At 68.2% G+C, this 13,636-nt stretch carries 11 protein-coding genes; 9 read left to right on the forward strand and 2 right to left on the reverse strand.

The window, feature by feature from the left end; genetic code table 11:
* Positions 1 to 9: 9 nt before the first annotated feature.
* Positions 10 to 912, forward strand: coding sequence for a succinate--CoA ligase subunit alpha (gene sucD / locus D7252_RS10415; RefSeq protein WP_120775330.1), 903 nt, complete (start codon positions 10 to 12; stop codon positions 910 to 912).
* Between the two features lie 63 nt (positions 913 to 975).
* Here the strand turns inward: sucD and D7252_RS10420 are convergent, their stop codons facing one another.
* The gene (locus D7252_RS10420) at positions 976 to 1,557 is read right to left on the reverse strand and encodes a TetR/AcrR family transcriptional regulator (protein ID WP_120775331.1); all 582 of its coding nucleotides are present in this window, start codon (positions 1,555 to 1,557) and stop codon (positions 976 to 978) included.
* A gap of 73 nt (positions 1,558 to 1,630) precedes the next feature.
* Here D7252_RS10420 and D7252_RS10425 point away from each other — a divergent pair, with 73 nt between their 5' ends.
* Positions 1,631 to 2,035: a VOC family protein gene (locus D7252_RS10425; protein ID WP_120775332.1), complete on the forward strand. Its 405-nt coding sequence runs from the start codon at positions 1,631 to 1,633 to the stop codon at positions 2,033 to 2,035.
* A gap of 136 nt (positions 2,036 to 2,171) precedes the next feature.
* Here the strand turns inward: D7252_RS10425 and D7252_RS10430 are convergent, their stop codons facing one another.
* Positions 2,172 to 3,650 carry an NCS2 family permease gene (locus tag D7252_RS10430; RefSeq protein ID WP_120775333.1) on the reverse strand — a complete coding sequence of 493 codons (1,479 nt, stop codon included), beginning with the start codon at positions 3,648 to 3,650 and terminating at the stop codon, positions 2,172 to 2,174.
* Positions 3,651 to 3,742: 92 nt separating this feature from the next.
* On the opposite strand from D7252_RS10430, the gene D7252_RS10435 reads away from it, so the two are divergent.
* The 7 genes from D7252_RS10435 (at position 3,743) to D7252_RS10465 (ending at position 13,582) form a co-directional block, all read left to right on the forward strand.
* Positions 3,743 to 5,122 carry a DUF6350 family protein gene (locus D7252_RS10435; RefSeq protein WP_220659886.1) on the forward strand — a complete coding sequence of 460 codons (1,380 nt, stop codon included), beginning with the start codon at positions 3,743 to 3,745 and terminating at the stop codon, positions 5,120 to 5,122.
* Positions 5,123 to 5,142: 20 nt separating this feature from the next.
* Entirely contained in the window at positions 5,143 to 5,730 is a 588-nt protein-coding gene (purN, locus tag D7252_RS10440) for a phosphoribosylglycinamide formyltransferase (protein WP_120775334.1), read from the forward strand.
* A gap of 37 nt (positions 5,731 to 5,767) precedes the next feature.
* Complete coding sequence (gene purH / locus D7252_RS10445) at positions 5,768 to 7,375, forward strand: bifunctional phosphoribosylaminoimidazolecarboxamide formyltransferase/IMP cyclohydrolase (protein WP_120775335.1); 1,608 nt, start codon at positions 5,768 to 5,770, stop codon at positions 7,373 to 7,375.
* Positions 7,376 to 7,458: 83 nt separating this feature from the next.
* Positions 7,459 to 9,027: a DNA-3-methyladenine glycosylase 2 family protein gene (locus D7252_RS10450; RefSeq protein ID WP_120775336.1), complete on the forward strand. Its 1,569-nt coding sequence runs from the start codon at positions 7,459 to 7,461 to the stop codon at positions 9,025 to 9,027.
* Positions 9,024 to 9,518, forward strand: coding sequence for a methylated-DNA--[protein]-cysteine S-methyltransferase (locus D7252_RS10455; protein ID WP_120775337.1), 495 nt, complete (start codon positions 9,024 to 9,026; stop codon positions 9,516 to 9,518). The genes D7252_RS10450 and D7252_RS10455 overlap by 4 nt, the downstream gene beginning before the upstream one ends.
* Positions 9,519 to 9,833: 315 nt before the next feature.
* On the forward strand, positions 9,834 to 11,771 hold the full coding sequence (locus D7252_RS10460) for an ABC transporter ATP-binding protein (RefSeq protein WP_120775338.1): 1,938 nt from the start codon (positions 9,834 to 9,836) through the stop codon (positions 11,769 to 11,771).
* Complete coding sequence (locus tag D7252_RS10465; RefSeq protein WP_120775339.1) at positions 11,768 to 13,582, forward strand: ABC transporter ATP-binding protein; 1,815 nt, start codon at positions 11,768 to 11,770, stop codon at positions 13,580 to 13,582. The genes D7252_RS10460 and D7252_RS10465 overlap by 4 nt, the downstream gene beginning before the upstream one ends.
* Positions 13,583 to 13,636: the final 54 nt, after the last annotated feature.

Consider the following 13,636-nt stretch of genomic DNA (forward strand, 5'->3'; position numbering starts at 1 on the left):
ACTGAAGAAATGTCGATCTACCTCAACAAGGACTCCAAGGTCATCGTCCAGGGCATCACCGGCGGCGAAGGCACCAAGCACACGGCACTCATGCTGAAGGCCGGCACCCAGGTCGTCGGCGGCGTCAACGCCCGCAAGGCCGGCACCTCGGTCGCGCACACCGACAAGGACGGCAACGCCGTAGAACTCCCCGTCTTCGGCTCCGTCGCCGAGGCAATGAAGGAGACCGGCGCAGACGTGTCGATCGCTTTCGTCCCCGGCGCGTTCACGAAGGACGCGATGGTCGAGGCCATCGACGCCGAGATCCCGCTGCTCGTCGTGATCACCGAGGGCGTGCCGGTGGGCGACTCGGCCGAAGCGTGGGCCTACGCCCAGAGCAAGGGCAACAAGACCCGCATCATCGGACCGAACTGCCCCGGCATCATCACCCCGGGTGAGGCGCTCGTCGGCATCACGCCCGCGAACATCACCGGCAAGGGGCCGATCGGCCTGGTCTCGAAGTCGGGAACCCTGACCTACCAGATGATGTTCGAGCTGCGCGACCTGGGCTTCTCGACCGCCATCGGCATCGGCGGCGACCCGGTCATCGGCACCACCCACATCGACGCGCTCGCCGCCTTCGAGGCTGACCCCGAGACCAAGGCGATCGTCATGATCGGTGAGATCGGTGGAGACGCCGAAGAGCGTGCGGCCGAGTACATCAAGGCGAACGTCACCAAGCCCGTCGTCGGCTACGTCGCAGGCTTCACGGCTCCCGAGGGTAAGACCATGGGCCACGCGGGCGCCATCGTCTCCGGTTCGGCCGGCACCGCGCAGGCCAAGAAGGAGGCCCTCGAGGCCGCGGGCGTCAAGGTCGGCAAGACGCCGTCCGAGACGGCTGACCTCATGCGTGCCATCGTCGAGGCGCTCTGACCTGAGTTACGCTTGATCTGAAGGCCCCGGACTCCACTCCGGGGCCTTCTTTCATGTCCGGACTCACGACGTTCGAGGGGCCACGGCATCCAGGAGCTGGTCGAGCGCGTCGTGGGCGTGAGAGCGTGCCGCGGCATCCGTCGGTCGTTCGGAGAGCCACACAGCGAGTTCGTTCATCGCCCCGGACAGGGCGGCGGTGAGAGCGTCGACGCGTGCGGCAGACGTTCCGGCCTCGACGAGCCCCGTGCGAAGCTCTGCGGCGGGCCCTTCAGCGTCGAGACGCCGCCATTCCTCCCAGCTGAGCACGGCGGGCCCGTCGACCAGCAGCACCCGCGCTGCGGCGCCCCGCGTGATCGCGTCGAGGAACGCATGGCTGCCGTCGCGGAGGGCGCTCTTCGAATCGCTCGCCCGCGTGGCGGCCACGATCTGGTCGGCGACCTGACGCTGTTGTTCCACGGCGACCGCGGCGAACAGTCGGGGCTTGGACGAGTAGTGGTGGTAGACAGCCCCGCGGGTGACTCGGGCGACGCGGGCGATCTCATCCACAGATGCGGCGGCGTACCCGTGCGCGGCGAAATGGGCTGTTGCGACGTCGAGGATGCGACGGGCGGTCTTGGCAGCATCGATGGCGGATGCTCGGGGCATGGTCTTCCTTTACGTGCGGGGTGTATGTATTCTAGCTGCAGGATACAAACACAGTGTATGTAAAGGAGAGCTGATGGAGATCACGAGTTTCTACCCGGTCCTGATGGTGGACGACGTCGCCGAGGCTGCGCGGTTCTACCGCGAGGAGCTGGGCTTCGAGACGACCTTCGAGGCGGACTGGTACGTGAGCCTGCGCTTCGACGGCGGCGAGCTGGCAGTGCTCGACCGTCGCCACGAGACGATCCCGGAGGGGTTCCGGGAACCGGTGCAGGGGTTGCTGTTGAACGTCGAAGTGACCGATGCATCGGCGGAACATGCGCGCCTCGTGGGGGAGCGGGCGCTGCCCGAACGGCTCCCGCTGCGGGACGAGGCGTTCGGCCAACGCCACTTCATCGTGGAGGCGCCGGGTGGGGTCCTGATCGACGTGATCGAGCCGATCGAACCGGCTCCCGAGTTCGCCGAGGCCTACGCGGGCTGACCGCGGCTCCCGCGCCCACTGCCGTCTCGCTCCGTTCCGAGTGCGCAAGCTGCGTGCCCCGGTCGCGGAAAAGCAGCCATCCAAGCCGAAGTGGGTGCAGAACCGCGACCGGAGGCCGCAGCGGGAACGGAACCGGTCAGATGCCGACGCCGAAGATCGACTCGATCGGACCTCGTGCGAAGAAGATCAGGAACCCGGCTCCGACGACCCAGAGCAACGGGCTGATGCTCTTGGCCTTGCCGGAGAACGCGTGGATGAGCACCCAGCTCACGAAGCCCGCGCCGATGCCGTTGGCGATCGAGTACGTCAGCGGCATCACCGACACGGTGAGGAACACCGGCAGCAGCACACGGAAGTCGGTGAAGTCGATGTGGCGGATCTGCGCCATCATCATGGCGCCGACGATGATCAGTGCGGCCGCGGCGATCTCGGTCGGGACGATCGATGTGAGGGGCGTCAGGAACATCGCGATGAGGAACACGACGCCCGTGACGACGTTCGCGAGACCCGTGCGCGCGCCCTCGCCGATGCCTGCTCCCGACTCGATGAAGACCGTGCTCGACGACGACGAGGTGGCACCACCGGCGATCGCTCCGACACCCTCGACGATCAGAGCCGACTTGATGCGGGGGAAGTCGCCGTTGTCATCCGCGAGGTTCGCCTCTTTGGCAAGACCCGTCATGGTGCCCATCGCATCGAAGAAGTTCGTGAACAGCAGGGTGAAGACGATCATCACGATGGCGACGAGACTGACCTTGCTCAGATCGAAGGTGAAGTCGACGGCGCCGACGAGGCTGAGGTCGGGGACGCTGACCGGTGACCCGGTGAGCGCGGGAACGGTGAGTCCCCAGCCGCCCGGGTTGACCACGTTGCCCTCGTCATCGAACCCACGCGGTCCGATGTGCCAGATCGCCTCGACGATGACCGCCAGCACCGTGCCGGCGACCAGGCCGATCAGCATGCCGCCCTTGACGCGGAGCGCCACGAGAATGCCGGTCAGGAGCAGCGTGATGACGAACAGCAGGCTCGGCACGGTCGCGATCGAGCCGTTGACGCCGAGCCCGACCGGGGGAGACGACGCGCCGGTCGCGGTGACGAAGCCGGAGTTCACGAAACCGATGAAGGCGATGAAGAGTCCGATGCCGACCGTGATCGCGATCTTCAGCTGGAAGGGCACCGCGTCGAAGATCGCCTTCCGCAGGCCGGTGGCGGCGAGCAGCACGATGATGACACCGTTGATCATGACGAGCGCCATGGCCTCCGGCCAGGTGACCTGACCGACCACCGAGAAGGCGACGAAGGCGTTGATGCCGAGGCCGGCCGCGAAGCCGAAGGGCAGACGCGTGACGAGCCCGAACAGGATGGTCATCACACCCGCGGTGAGGGCGGTCGCCGCTCCGACGGCGTTGAACGCCAGCACGTCGCCGGCGACATCGGGTGTGCCCGACAGGATGATCGGGTTCAGGATCACGATGTAGGCCATGGTGACGAAGGTCACCAGTCCGCCTCGGATCTCGGTGCCGACGGTGGATCCGCGTTTGCTGATCTCGAAGAAGCGATCCAGCGCGTTCGTGGGCTCGGTGGACGCCGTATTGGGCGACGGGGCAGTTGTCATCGGGTGAACCTCCGGATAGACGCTACCGTGTCGTCCGACCCCGCGCGCGCCCCCAGGAGGTCAGCGGGAACTCGTCGTAGTCTCGATTCGATATGCAACGCCTCCTCGTCGCGCTCCTCGCCGCCTTCGACGCCGCCATCGCGGCGGCTGTCGGGCTGGCTGTGCTTCTGGCGCCGTTGACGCTGCTGTGGACGCTCGCCTTCGGAATCGACGCCGACTGGGGTGCGCTCTGGCCGCTGACGGGAACGCTGTGGGAGTTCGGCCACGGCGTCCCCCTCGAGGTCGTGATCCCCGACGCGCTCGTGGTCGCGCTGAGCATTCCTCCCGCCGCGGTCACGTTCGTGGTTTCCGTCGCACCGCTCGCGTTCCTTCTCTTCACCCTGTTGTTCGCCGCGCGCTCCGGAGCGCGGGCAGCGAAGGCAGGCGCATGGTTGCTCGGGGTGCTCTCCGGGTCCGCGGTGTTCGCCCTCATCGCGGCCGCCGTCGCTCTGACCGCGGGACTCGAGGCCGCTTCGACTCCGCTGCCCGCGGCCATCCTGCTGCCCGCGGTCGTGTATCTGCTCGGCGCTGTCTGCGGCGCGGTGCGGATCGCTTGGGAAGACGGGGACGGCGGTCTCCTCGACCGCCTGCACGACCTTCTGGATGCGCGCGAGGATTGGGCGCCGGTCCCGTCGGCCATCGTCCGTGGCGCGGCGTTCACGTTGGTCGCGGTGGCCGGTGCGGCAGCACTCGGTGTCGCGGTGATGGTCGCGACTCGCGGGGGAGAGGTCGTCGCCCTGTTCCAGGCGGCGCGTGTCGACGTGCTCGGCCTCACGGTCATGACCCTGGCTCAGATCGCCTACCTCCCCACACTCGTCGTGTGGGCGGCATCCTGGATCGCCGGCCCCGGCTTCGCGGTCGGCGCCGGCACCGCGGTCTCCCCGGCGGGCACACAGCTCGGTGTCGTGCCCGGCATCCCGATCTTCGGACTGGTGCCGGAGAACAGCTCGATCTGGATGCTGATCGTCGTGCTCATCCCCATCGGAGCCGGTGCCTTCGCCGGATGGGCGGTGCGCTCGCGCCTGGTGTGGGAGGGGACCCCGCTCAGAATGGCGCAGCGCGCCGTCATCGCGGTCGGTATCGCCGCGCTGACTGCGGGCGTCGCGGGAGTCGCCGCGCTGCTCGCGAACGGTTCGATCGGGCCAGGACGCCTGGCTGTCGTCGGGCCGGCCGCCGTGCCGTTCGCCCTCGCCCTCGGTGGGGAGGTGCTGCTGGGAGCGGCCATCCTGCTGCTCTCGCCTCGCAACCGCGACGAGCTCGCCGAAGAACGGACGGACCGGTGGGTCGCCGAGATGGCGGAATCCGACCTCGACGGAGGAGATCTGCCAGCATCCGGCCTGCCGGCGACCGACGAGGGAACACCTGATCGCCGGCCAGGGGTGCCAGGCGTCACACCGGGCGCGGAAGCGGATGCCGGACGGGCCGGCCGCTGAGCCACCGCTAGACTGGGCGCGTGCTCACGGTCGCCGTTCTCATCTCGGGCACCGGCTCGAATCTTCGCGCCCTCCTCGAGGCCGCTCGTCACCCCGATTTTCCTGCGCGGGTGATCGTCGTCGGCGCCGATCGCGAAGCCGACGGACTCGCCCACGCGGAGGAGTTCGGCATCCCCAGCTTCACCGTCCCCTGGCACGAGCATGACAGCCGGGAGGCCTGGGGTGAGGAACTGGGGCGGCAGCTCGCCGTGTGGAGCCCTGACCTGGTGGTGCTGAGCGGCCTGATGCGGCTGCTGCCTCCGGCTCTCGTGGCCCGGTACTCGCCGCGGATCCTCAACACCCATCCCGCTTTTCTTCCCGAGTTCCCCGGCGCACACGGCGTGCGGGATGCTCTCGCCGCAGGCGTCGCCGAGACCGGTGCCAGCGTGATCGTCGTCGATGACGGCGTCGACACGGGCCCGATCCTCGCTCAGGAGCGGGTCCCGATCCTCCCCGGCGATACCGAGCACAGTCTCCACGACCGCATCAAGCCGGTCGAGCGCCGACTGCTCATCGACACCGTCCGCGCGATCGCGACCGGTGAACTCGCGCTCAGCCCTGCATCCTGACTTCCCCCTCCACCACCACCGCACGAAGGAGCCCATCATGGCCGGCCCCCGCCACGACCCCTCGCTCTACCGCGACCGCGACACCGTGCCGATCCGGCGCGCGCTCGTCTCGGTGAGCGACAAGACCGATCTGCTGTTGCTGGCCGGTGCTCTGGCCGGCGCGGGAGTGGAGATCGTGTCGACGGGGTCGACCGCCGCGACGATCCGCGATGCGGGTTTCGAGGTGACCGATGTCGCCGCCGTCACCGGTGTCGCCGAGATGCTCGACGGTCGTGTGAAGACGCTGCACCCGAAGGTGCACGGCGGTCTGCTGGCCGACCTGCGCCTGGCCGACCATGAGCGCCAACTGGCCGAACTCGACATCGCCCCGTTCGAGCTCGTCGTCGTCAACCTGTATCCGTTCGTCGAGACGGTCGCCTCCGGTGCGCTCGGCGATGACGTGGTCGAGCAGATCGACATCGGCGGTCCCGCGATGGTGCGCGCAGCGGCCAAGAATCATGCGAACGTCGCCATCGTCGTCTCCCCGCAGTCCTACCCGGCCGTGATCACGTCGATCGAGAGCGGAGGCACGTCCCTGTCGCAGCGTCGTGAGCTCGCGGCTCGGGCATTCGCCCACACCGCGGCCTACGACACGGCGGTCGCGCAGTGGTTCGCCGAAGGCACCCTCACCGAGCCCGGCGACCTGCCCGCCCACCTCACCATCCAGGCCGAGCGCCTCGCCACCCTGCGGTACGGCGAGAACTCGCACCAGCGTGGCGCGATCTACACTCGCGCCGGTGGTCACGGCATCGCTCAGGCCACACAGCTGCAGGGCAAGGAGATGTCGTACAACAACTACGTCGACGCGGATGCCGCGCTGCGCGCCGCCTACGACATGGTGCTGCCCGCGGTGGCGATCATCAAGCACGCCAACCCGTGCGGGATCGCGACGACGGCGCCCAATGCGCTCGACCCGATCGCCAGCGCCCACCTGCGCGCACACGAGTGCGACCCGGTGTCGGCCTACGGCGGGGTGATCGCGGCCAACGGGACCGTGACGCTGAAGATGGCCGAGAACCTGAAGGACATCTTCACCGAGGTCATCGTCGCGCCGTCGTTCGAGCCCGCCGCGCTGGAAGTCTTCAAAGCCAAGAAGAACCTGCGTCTGCTGCAGCTCCCCGAGGACTGGCAGCAGGAGCGCATGGACGTGCGCCTCGTATCCGGTGGCCTGCTGCTGCAGGACGCCGACCGCTTCCCGGATGACATCGTGTCCGTCGCGAAGAACTGGGAGCTCGTCTCGGGCGAGCGGCCGTCGGACGAGGAGATGACGAACCTCATCTTCGCGTGGAAGGCCTGCCGTGCAGTCAAGTCGAACGCGATCGTGCTCGCCAAGGGCAACGCCACGGTCGGCGTCGGCATGGGGCAGGTCAACCGGGTGGACTCCTGCCGTCTCGCCGTCGAGCGCGCCGGCGAGCGTGCGGCCGGGTCGGTCGCGGCATCCGACGCCTTCTTCCCGTTCGCCGACGGCGCGCAGGTGCTCATCGACGCCGGTGTCACGGCGATCGTCCAGCCGGGTGGTTCCGTACGTGACGAAGAAGTGGTGGATGCTGCGCGCAAAGCCGGCGTCACTATGTTCTTCACGGGGGAGCGGCACTTCTTCCACTGAGGTCGCGGTGGGTGCATTTTCGGGCTCACCGCCGTGTCCGATTTCCGCCAGTGAGTGTCGGGCGTGCGTGGCAGAGTGGAGCCATGAGCTTCCCCGTGACCGACTTCGACGAGCGCTATCGCGCGATCAGCGCTCGTGACACCCGTTTCGACGGACAGTTCGTCACGGCGGTCAGCTCCACTCGGATCTATTGCCGCCCGAGCTGCCCCGCCCGCACGCCGAAGCCGCAGAACGTCACTTTCTACCCGACGAGCGCTGCCGCTCACGAGGCGGGCTACCGGGCCTGCAAGCGCTGCCTCCCCGAAGCCGCACCCGGTTCACCCGCGTGGGACGTGCGCGGCGACACCGCGGCCCGCGCCATGCGTCTCATCGCCGACGGCGTCATCGAGCGCGAGGGGGTCCCAGGGCTCGCCGCGCGCCTCGGCTACTCGTCGCGCCACCTCACACGGCTGATGAGTTCCGAGCTCGGCGCCGGTCCCCTCGCGCTCGCCAGGGCGCATCGCGCGCATACGGCCCGGATGCTGTTGGTCGGCACGGACATGTCGGTCTCCGACGTCGCCTTCTCCGCAGGGTTCGCCAGCATCCGTCAGCACAACGACACTATCCGCGAAGTGTTCGGCCTCACGCCCAGTGAGTTGCGCGCGCGCCGTCGCGGAGCCACCGACGACGTCGCGGTCGCGCCGGGGGCCATCGACCTCGTGCTGCCCTATCGCGGGCCCCTGGACGCCTCCGGGATCTTCGCCTGGATGTCTGCGCGCGCGCTTCCGGGAGTCGAAGTGGCCACGTCCAGCTCCTTCTCCCGCTATCTGCGCATGGCCGGCGGTCCGGCCTGGTTCCAAGTCAGCGAGCACGCCGACGGCCGGTTGCATCTGCGGACCCGCGTCGCGCAACTCGGCGATCTTGCTCCGCTGGTCTCGACCGTCCGCCGCATCTTCGACCTCGATGCCGACCCGCGCGCCATCGACGATGCGCTGTCCGCCCACCCGGAGCTGGTGCCCCTCGTCGCCCGCACGCCCGGCATCCGCGTGCCCGGCACGGCCGACCCGCACGAGATGCTGATCCGCGCGATGGTCGGCCAGCAGATCACGGTCGTCGCGGCCCGCACGGCACTGAGCGCCCTCGCTGAAGCGCTGGGGGAGCGACCCTTCGGCAGCGCCTCGACCTCCCCAGTGTCCGGCGAGACCGACGGTCTGGCCGACGAACGCTCGGATCCGGAGCCGGACCCGCTGCTCTTCCCGACGATGCAGGCGATCGCCGACCACGGCGCAGATGTGCTGCGCGGCCCCGCTGCGCGCATCCGTGCCATCACCGGTGCTGCCGCCGCACTCGCCGACGGCTCTCTGCGCCTGACCATCGGCGACGACGGCGTCGAACAGCGTGCGGCACTGCTGGCGATGCCGGGTATCGGCCCGTGGACCGCGGACTACGTGCGGATGCGGGTGCTCGGCGATCCCGACATCCTGCTGCCCGGCGATGTCGCGCTGCGCGCCGGAGCGGTGGCATCCGGGCTCCCCGGCGAACCGAAGCCGCTCGTCGCCTGGGCGGAACGAACAGCCCCGTGGCGCAGCTACCTGAGCGCCCACCTCTGGCGCGCGGCACCGGTTCGGCCCGCGCGCACACCCCGCATCGTCATCCCGAAGGAGACATCATGACCGCCATCATCCAGACCATCGACACCGCCGACGGGGCCTTCACGATCCTCGCCGACGACAGTCAGCGCGTGCTGTCCTCCGGCTGGACCGCCGATCCCGCGGCCATCATCGCCCGGTTGCCGATCGGCGCACGACCGGAAGCCGTGCGAGAGGGCGAGACGGATGCCGCAGCCGCCGCTCTCGCCTACTACGCCGGGGACATCACCGCGATCGACGCGGTCGCCGTGAAGCAGACCGGCACGGCGCTGCAACTCGTCGGATGGTCGGCGCTGCGATCGATCGAACCCGGGGAGCCGCTGACCTACACGAGCTTCGCCACGCGCCTCGGTAATCCGCGTGCGGTGCGCGCCGCGGCATCGGTCTGCGCCCGGAACGCGCCGGCTCTGTTCGTGCCGTGCCACCGGGTGCTGCGCACGGACGGGACGCTCGGCGGCTTCGCTTGGGGGCTGGGCATCAAGGCGAGCCTGTTGGCGCGGGAGTCGGCCGCGTAGCGAGTGCGCGGGATCCATGGCGCGGGCGCGGGAGGCGGTCGAGCCACGCGAATCGGGAATGCATCTTGTGTCCAGCCTGTTCACAGGAATATGCTGATGGGCTGTCGCGCCGACCGGGCGACGTCGCCGAGCCTGAGGAGGACATCATGACCATCATCGCCACCGCGCGGGTCGCAGCTCTCGGCTCGACCCCGGCGCTGCCGCTCGCTTAGAGCCCTTCGCACCCTTTTCTTCTTCGGATGTCGGACTCTGCGGAGTCCCGCTCTCGCGTCCGCCCCTCGAAACCGAATCCCATACGAAACTCGTCTGAGAGACATGTCCTCCTCGCCCTCTGCGCAGAACCCTTCCCCCTCCTCCTCTCTCTCCACACCGGCAGCGCTGTGGCGCCTCAAGCCCTTCGTCAAGCCGGTCATCTGGCGTCTCGCCGGCGGTGCCGCGAGCGCGCTCATCGCTGCGATCATCGCGCTGATGATCCCGATCGTCCTCGAGCAGATCATCGCGGGACCCGTGCAATCCGGCGAAGTCAGCGCCATCGCGTGGGGTGCGGCTGTCGTCTTCGCTCTCGCGCTCGGCGAGGCCGTCATGGTCTGGCTTCGACGCCAGTTCGTCCTGAACCCGGCCACCGAGGTCGAGTACCAGATGCGGACGACGCTCTACTCGCGTCTGCAGACTCTGCCCGTCTCGTTCCATGACCGTTGGCAGTCAGGTCAGCTCCTGAGCCGCATGATGCAGGACATCGGTCTCATCCGCCGGTGGCTCGCGTTCGGGCTCGTGCTCCTGGTCGTGAACCTGCTCACCATCGCGATCGGCTCGGTGCTGCTCTTCGGCTGGCACTGGCTCCTCGGGACGATCTTCCTCGTCACCGCGATTCCGCTGTGGATCCGGGGGTATCTGTTCGAGAAGCGCTACGGCGCGCTCACACGCCGCAGCCAGGACCAGGCCGGCGACCTCGCCACCAGCGTCGAGGAGAGCGTGCACGGCATCCGCGTGCTCAAGGCCTTCGGGCGTGGCAAGCATGCGCTCAGCCGGTTCAGCCGCCAGGCGGAGACCCTCCGCGAGACGGAGATGAGCAAGGCGGGCGCGATCGCGTCGATCTGGTTCTGGCTCGACCTGATGCCGCAGATCGCCTTCGGCCTGAGTCTCATGTCGGGAATCTGGCTGATCTCGCAAGGGGCGATCGAGCTGTCGCAGCTGTTCGCCTTCTTCGCGATGGCCACCGTGCTGCGCTGGCCGATCGAGTCCATCGGCTTCCTGTTCTCGTTCATGCTCGACGCGCGGACGGCGACGGACCGTGTGTTCGACATCTTCTCCGAGGTCAACACGATCACCGACCTCGAGAATCCCGTGCACATCGAGAACCCGCGTGGCGAGCTCGTGTTCGAGGGCGCCCACTTCCGGTATCAGGATGCCGGCGCCCACGAACGTGATCTCCTCGACGGGATCGACCTCGTGCTGCGGCCAGGGGAGACGATGGCGCTGGTCGGACTGACCGGAAGCGGTAAGACGACGCTCACCACGCTGCCGGCGCGACTCTACGACGTCACCGGCGGTCGCGTCACCCTCGACGGGGTCGACGTGCGCGACCTCTCGCTGTCGGAGCTGCGCCAGCACGTGGCCATGGCATTCGAGGATGCGACGCTCTTCTCGGCATCCGTCCGTGAGAACGTTCTTCTCGGACGTGCGGAGCTGGACATCTTCAGCGACGAAGCCGAGCGCGTGCTGCGTGAGGCCCTCGACGTCGCGCAGGCGGCGTTCGTCGACGCGCTCCCCGAGGGTGTGGAGACCATCATCGGCGAGGAGGGGCTCAGCCTCTCCGGCGGGCAGCGTCAGCGACTCGCCCTCGCCCGAGCGGTGGCCGCGAACCCGAGGGTGCTCGTTCTCGACGACCCGTTGTCGGCGCTCGACGTCGATACCGAGGCTCTCGTGGAGGAGGCGTTGCGTCACGTGCTCGCTGACACGACAGCGATGATCGTCGCCCATCGGCCGTCGACGGTCGCGCTCGCCGACCGCGTCGCGCTGCTCGAAGCAGGGCGCATCACCGCGGTCGGGACGCACAGTGAACTGCTGCGCACGAGCCGCCATTACCGTCACGTCATCTCCAGCCTGGAGGCCGAGGAGGCCGCGCGGACCGGCGCGATCCCCATCATCTACGAGGAGCCGGAGGACATCGACGACTCCGACGACTCCGACGACTCCGAGTCCTCCGATGTCGACGACGTCAACGAAGGTCAGAAGAGGGAGGTGCAGGCATGAGCTCCGCGATCACCGGTACCCAGGACGAGGACCGCTCGAGCTACACCCGCGAGGAGAGCAAGGCGATTCGTCGGCGCTCGTTGCGGCTGCTCGGTTCGCTCGTCCGACCGCTGAAGGCACAGGTGGTGCTCGCGGCCGTCGTGCTCGTCGTGTCGACCGCTCTCACGGTGGTGGGGCCGATCCTGATCAGCATCGGGCTGGATCGCGCGCTGCCGGCGGTGATCGACAACGCCGACTGGATGCCGACGCTCGTGATCGGCTTCCTGTACCTCTTCACGGGCGCCGCCGCCGCCGCGCTCATCGCGTGGTACGTGATGATCGCGGCCCGCATCACTCAGGCGGTGCTGCTGGATCTGCGCAAGCGAATCTTCCTGCACACTCAGCGATTGAGCTTGGAGTTCCACGAGTCCTACACATCTGGTCGCATCATCTCGCGGCAGACCAGCGACCTCGATTCGATTCGGGAGCTGCTCGACGGAGGTCTGAACAACCTCGTGTCCGGCGTGCTGTTCGGCGCGTTCACCTTCATCGCGCTGGTGGTCTGGGACTGGCAGTCCGGCGTGATCCTGGCGCTGGCCGGCATCCCGCTCCTGATGCTGATGCGCTGGTTCTACTCGCGCTCACAGCTGGTCTACCGTGAGTCGCGGGTCATCAGCGCCAAGGTCATCGTGCAGTTCGTCGAGACGATGACCGGCATCCGCGCCGTCAAGGCATTCCGCAAGGAACCGCGCAACGACGTGACGTTCCGGGACGTCGCCGGCGACTACCGTGACGTGAACCGCCGCTCGATGATGCTCTTCGGGACATTCGAGCCCGGTCTGATGGGCGTCGCGGCGCTCACCCTCGGCGTGGTGGTCCTGTGGGGTGGCGTCCGGGTGTCGACCGGTGCGCTCACCGTGGGCGTGCTGCTGTCGGCGGTGCTGTACGTGCGGAACTTCTTCGCACCGATGCAGGAGATCGCGATGTTCCTCAACTCGTACCAGTCCGCCACGGCTGCGTTGGAGAAGGTCTCCGGCGTGCTCGAAGAGGTGCCGACCGTTCCGGACCCCGAGAAGCCCATCGACCTGTGGGAGTCGCGCGGACACGTGAAGTTCGACGAGGTGACCTTCGGTTACAACGGCGAGAAGACGATCCTCCCGAACTTCTCTCTCGACATCCCCGCCGGGCAGACGATCGCCCTCGTGGGCACGACCGGCGCCGGAAAGTCGACGCTGGCGAAGCTCATCTCGCGCTTCTACGACCCGTCGGTGGGGCAGGTGACTCTCGACGGTGTGGATCTGCGTTCGCTGCATCCGAAGGATCTGCGTCGCGCCATCGTGATGGTCACGCAGGAGGCCTATCTGTTCAGCGGGACCGTGGCCGACAACATCGCCCTCGGCAAGCCGGATGCCACGCTCGACGAGATCCGCACGGCAGCGCGTGCGGTCGGCGCCGATGAGTTCATCTCGTCTCTGCCGGACGGCTACAACACCGACGTCAACAAGCGTGGCGGCCGGGTCTCGGCGGGGCAGCGTCAACTGATCTCGTTCGCCCGGGCGTTCCTCGCCGACCCCGCGGTGCTGATCCTCGACGAAGCGACGGCGTCGCTGGACATCCCGTCGGAGCGGTTGATCCAGGACGCGCTGCAGACACTGCTCGCGGACCGCACCGCGATCATCATCGCCCACCGTCTTTCGACGGTCGCGATCGCCGACCGGGTGCTGGTGATGGAACATGGCCGGATCATCGAGGACGACACCCCTGCCGCGCTCATCGGCGGCAGCGGCAAGTTCGCCCAGTTGCACGCGGCCTGGCAGGAGACTCTGGTCTAGCTGCGACCGCCGAATTCTGCGATCACAACTTCTGCGGCCGCTTCCGACGTGTGA

The sequence above is a fragment of the Microbacterium sp. CGR2 genome (assembly GCF_003626735.1).
GTDB lineage: Bacteria > Actinomycetota > Actinomycetes > Actinomycetales > Microbacteriaceae > Microbacterium.

What these genes read in the sequence shown, in the direction of transcription:
- sucD (WP_120775330.1), top strand. Translation starts at nt 10, where the DNA reads ATGTCGATCTACCTCAACAAGGACTCCAAGGTCATCGTCCAGGGCATC.
- D7252_RS10420 (WP_120775331.1), bottom strand. Translation starts at nt 1,557, where the DNA reads ATGCCCCGAGCATCCGCCATCGATGCTGCCAAGACCGCCCGTCGCATC.
- D7252_RS10425 (WP_120775332.1), top strand. Translation starts at nt 1,631, where the DNA reads ATGGAGATCACGAGTTTCTACCCGGTCCTGATGGTGGACGACGTCGCC.
- D7252_RS10430 (WP_120775333.1), bottom strand. Translation starts at nt 3,650, where the DNA reads ATGACAACTGCCCCGTCGCCCAATACGGCGTCCACCGAGCCCACGAAC.
- D7252_RS10435 (WP_220659886.1), top strand. Translation starts at nt 3,743, where the DNA reads ATGCAACGCCTCCTCGTCGCGCTCCTCGCCGCCTTCGACGCCGCCATC.
- purH (WP_120775335.1), top strand. Translation starts at nt 5,768, where the DNA reads ATGGCCGGCCCCCGCCACGACCCCTCGCTCTACCGCGACCGCGACACC.
- D7252_RS10450 (WP_120775336.1), top strand. Translation starts at nt 7,459, where the DNA reads ATGAGCTTCCCCGTGACCGACTTCGACGAGCGCTATCGCGCGATCAGC.
- D7252_RS10455 (WP_120775337.1), top strand. Translation starts at nt 9,024, where the DNA reads ATGACCGCCATCATCCAGACCATCGACACCGCCGACGGGGCCTTCACG.
- D7252_RS10460 (WP_120775338.1), top strand. Translation starts at nt 9,834, where the DNA reads ATGTCCTCCTCGCCCTCTGCGCAGAACCCTTCCCCCTCCTCCTCTCTC.
- D7252_RS10465 (WP_120775339.1), top strand. Translation starts at nt 11,768, where the DNA reads ATGAGCTCCGCGATCACCGGTACCCAGGACGAGGACCGCTCGAGCTAC.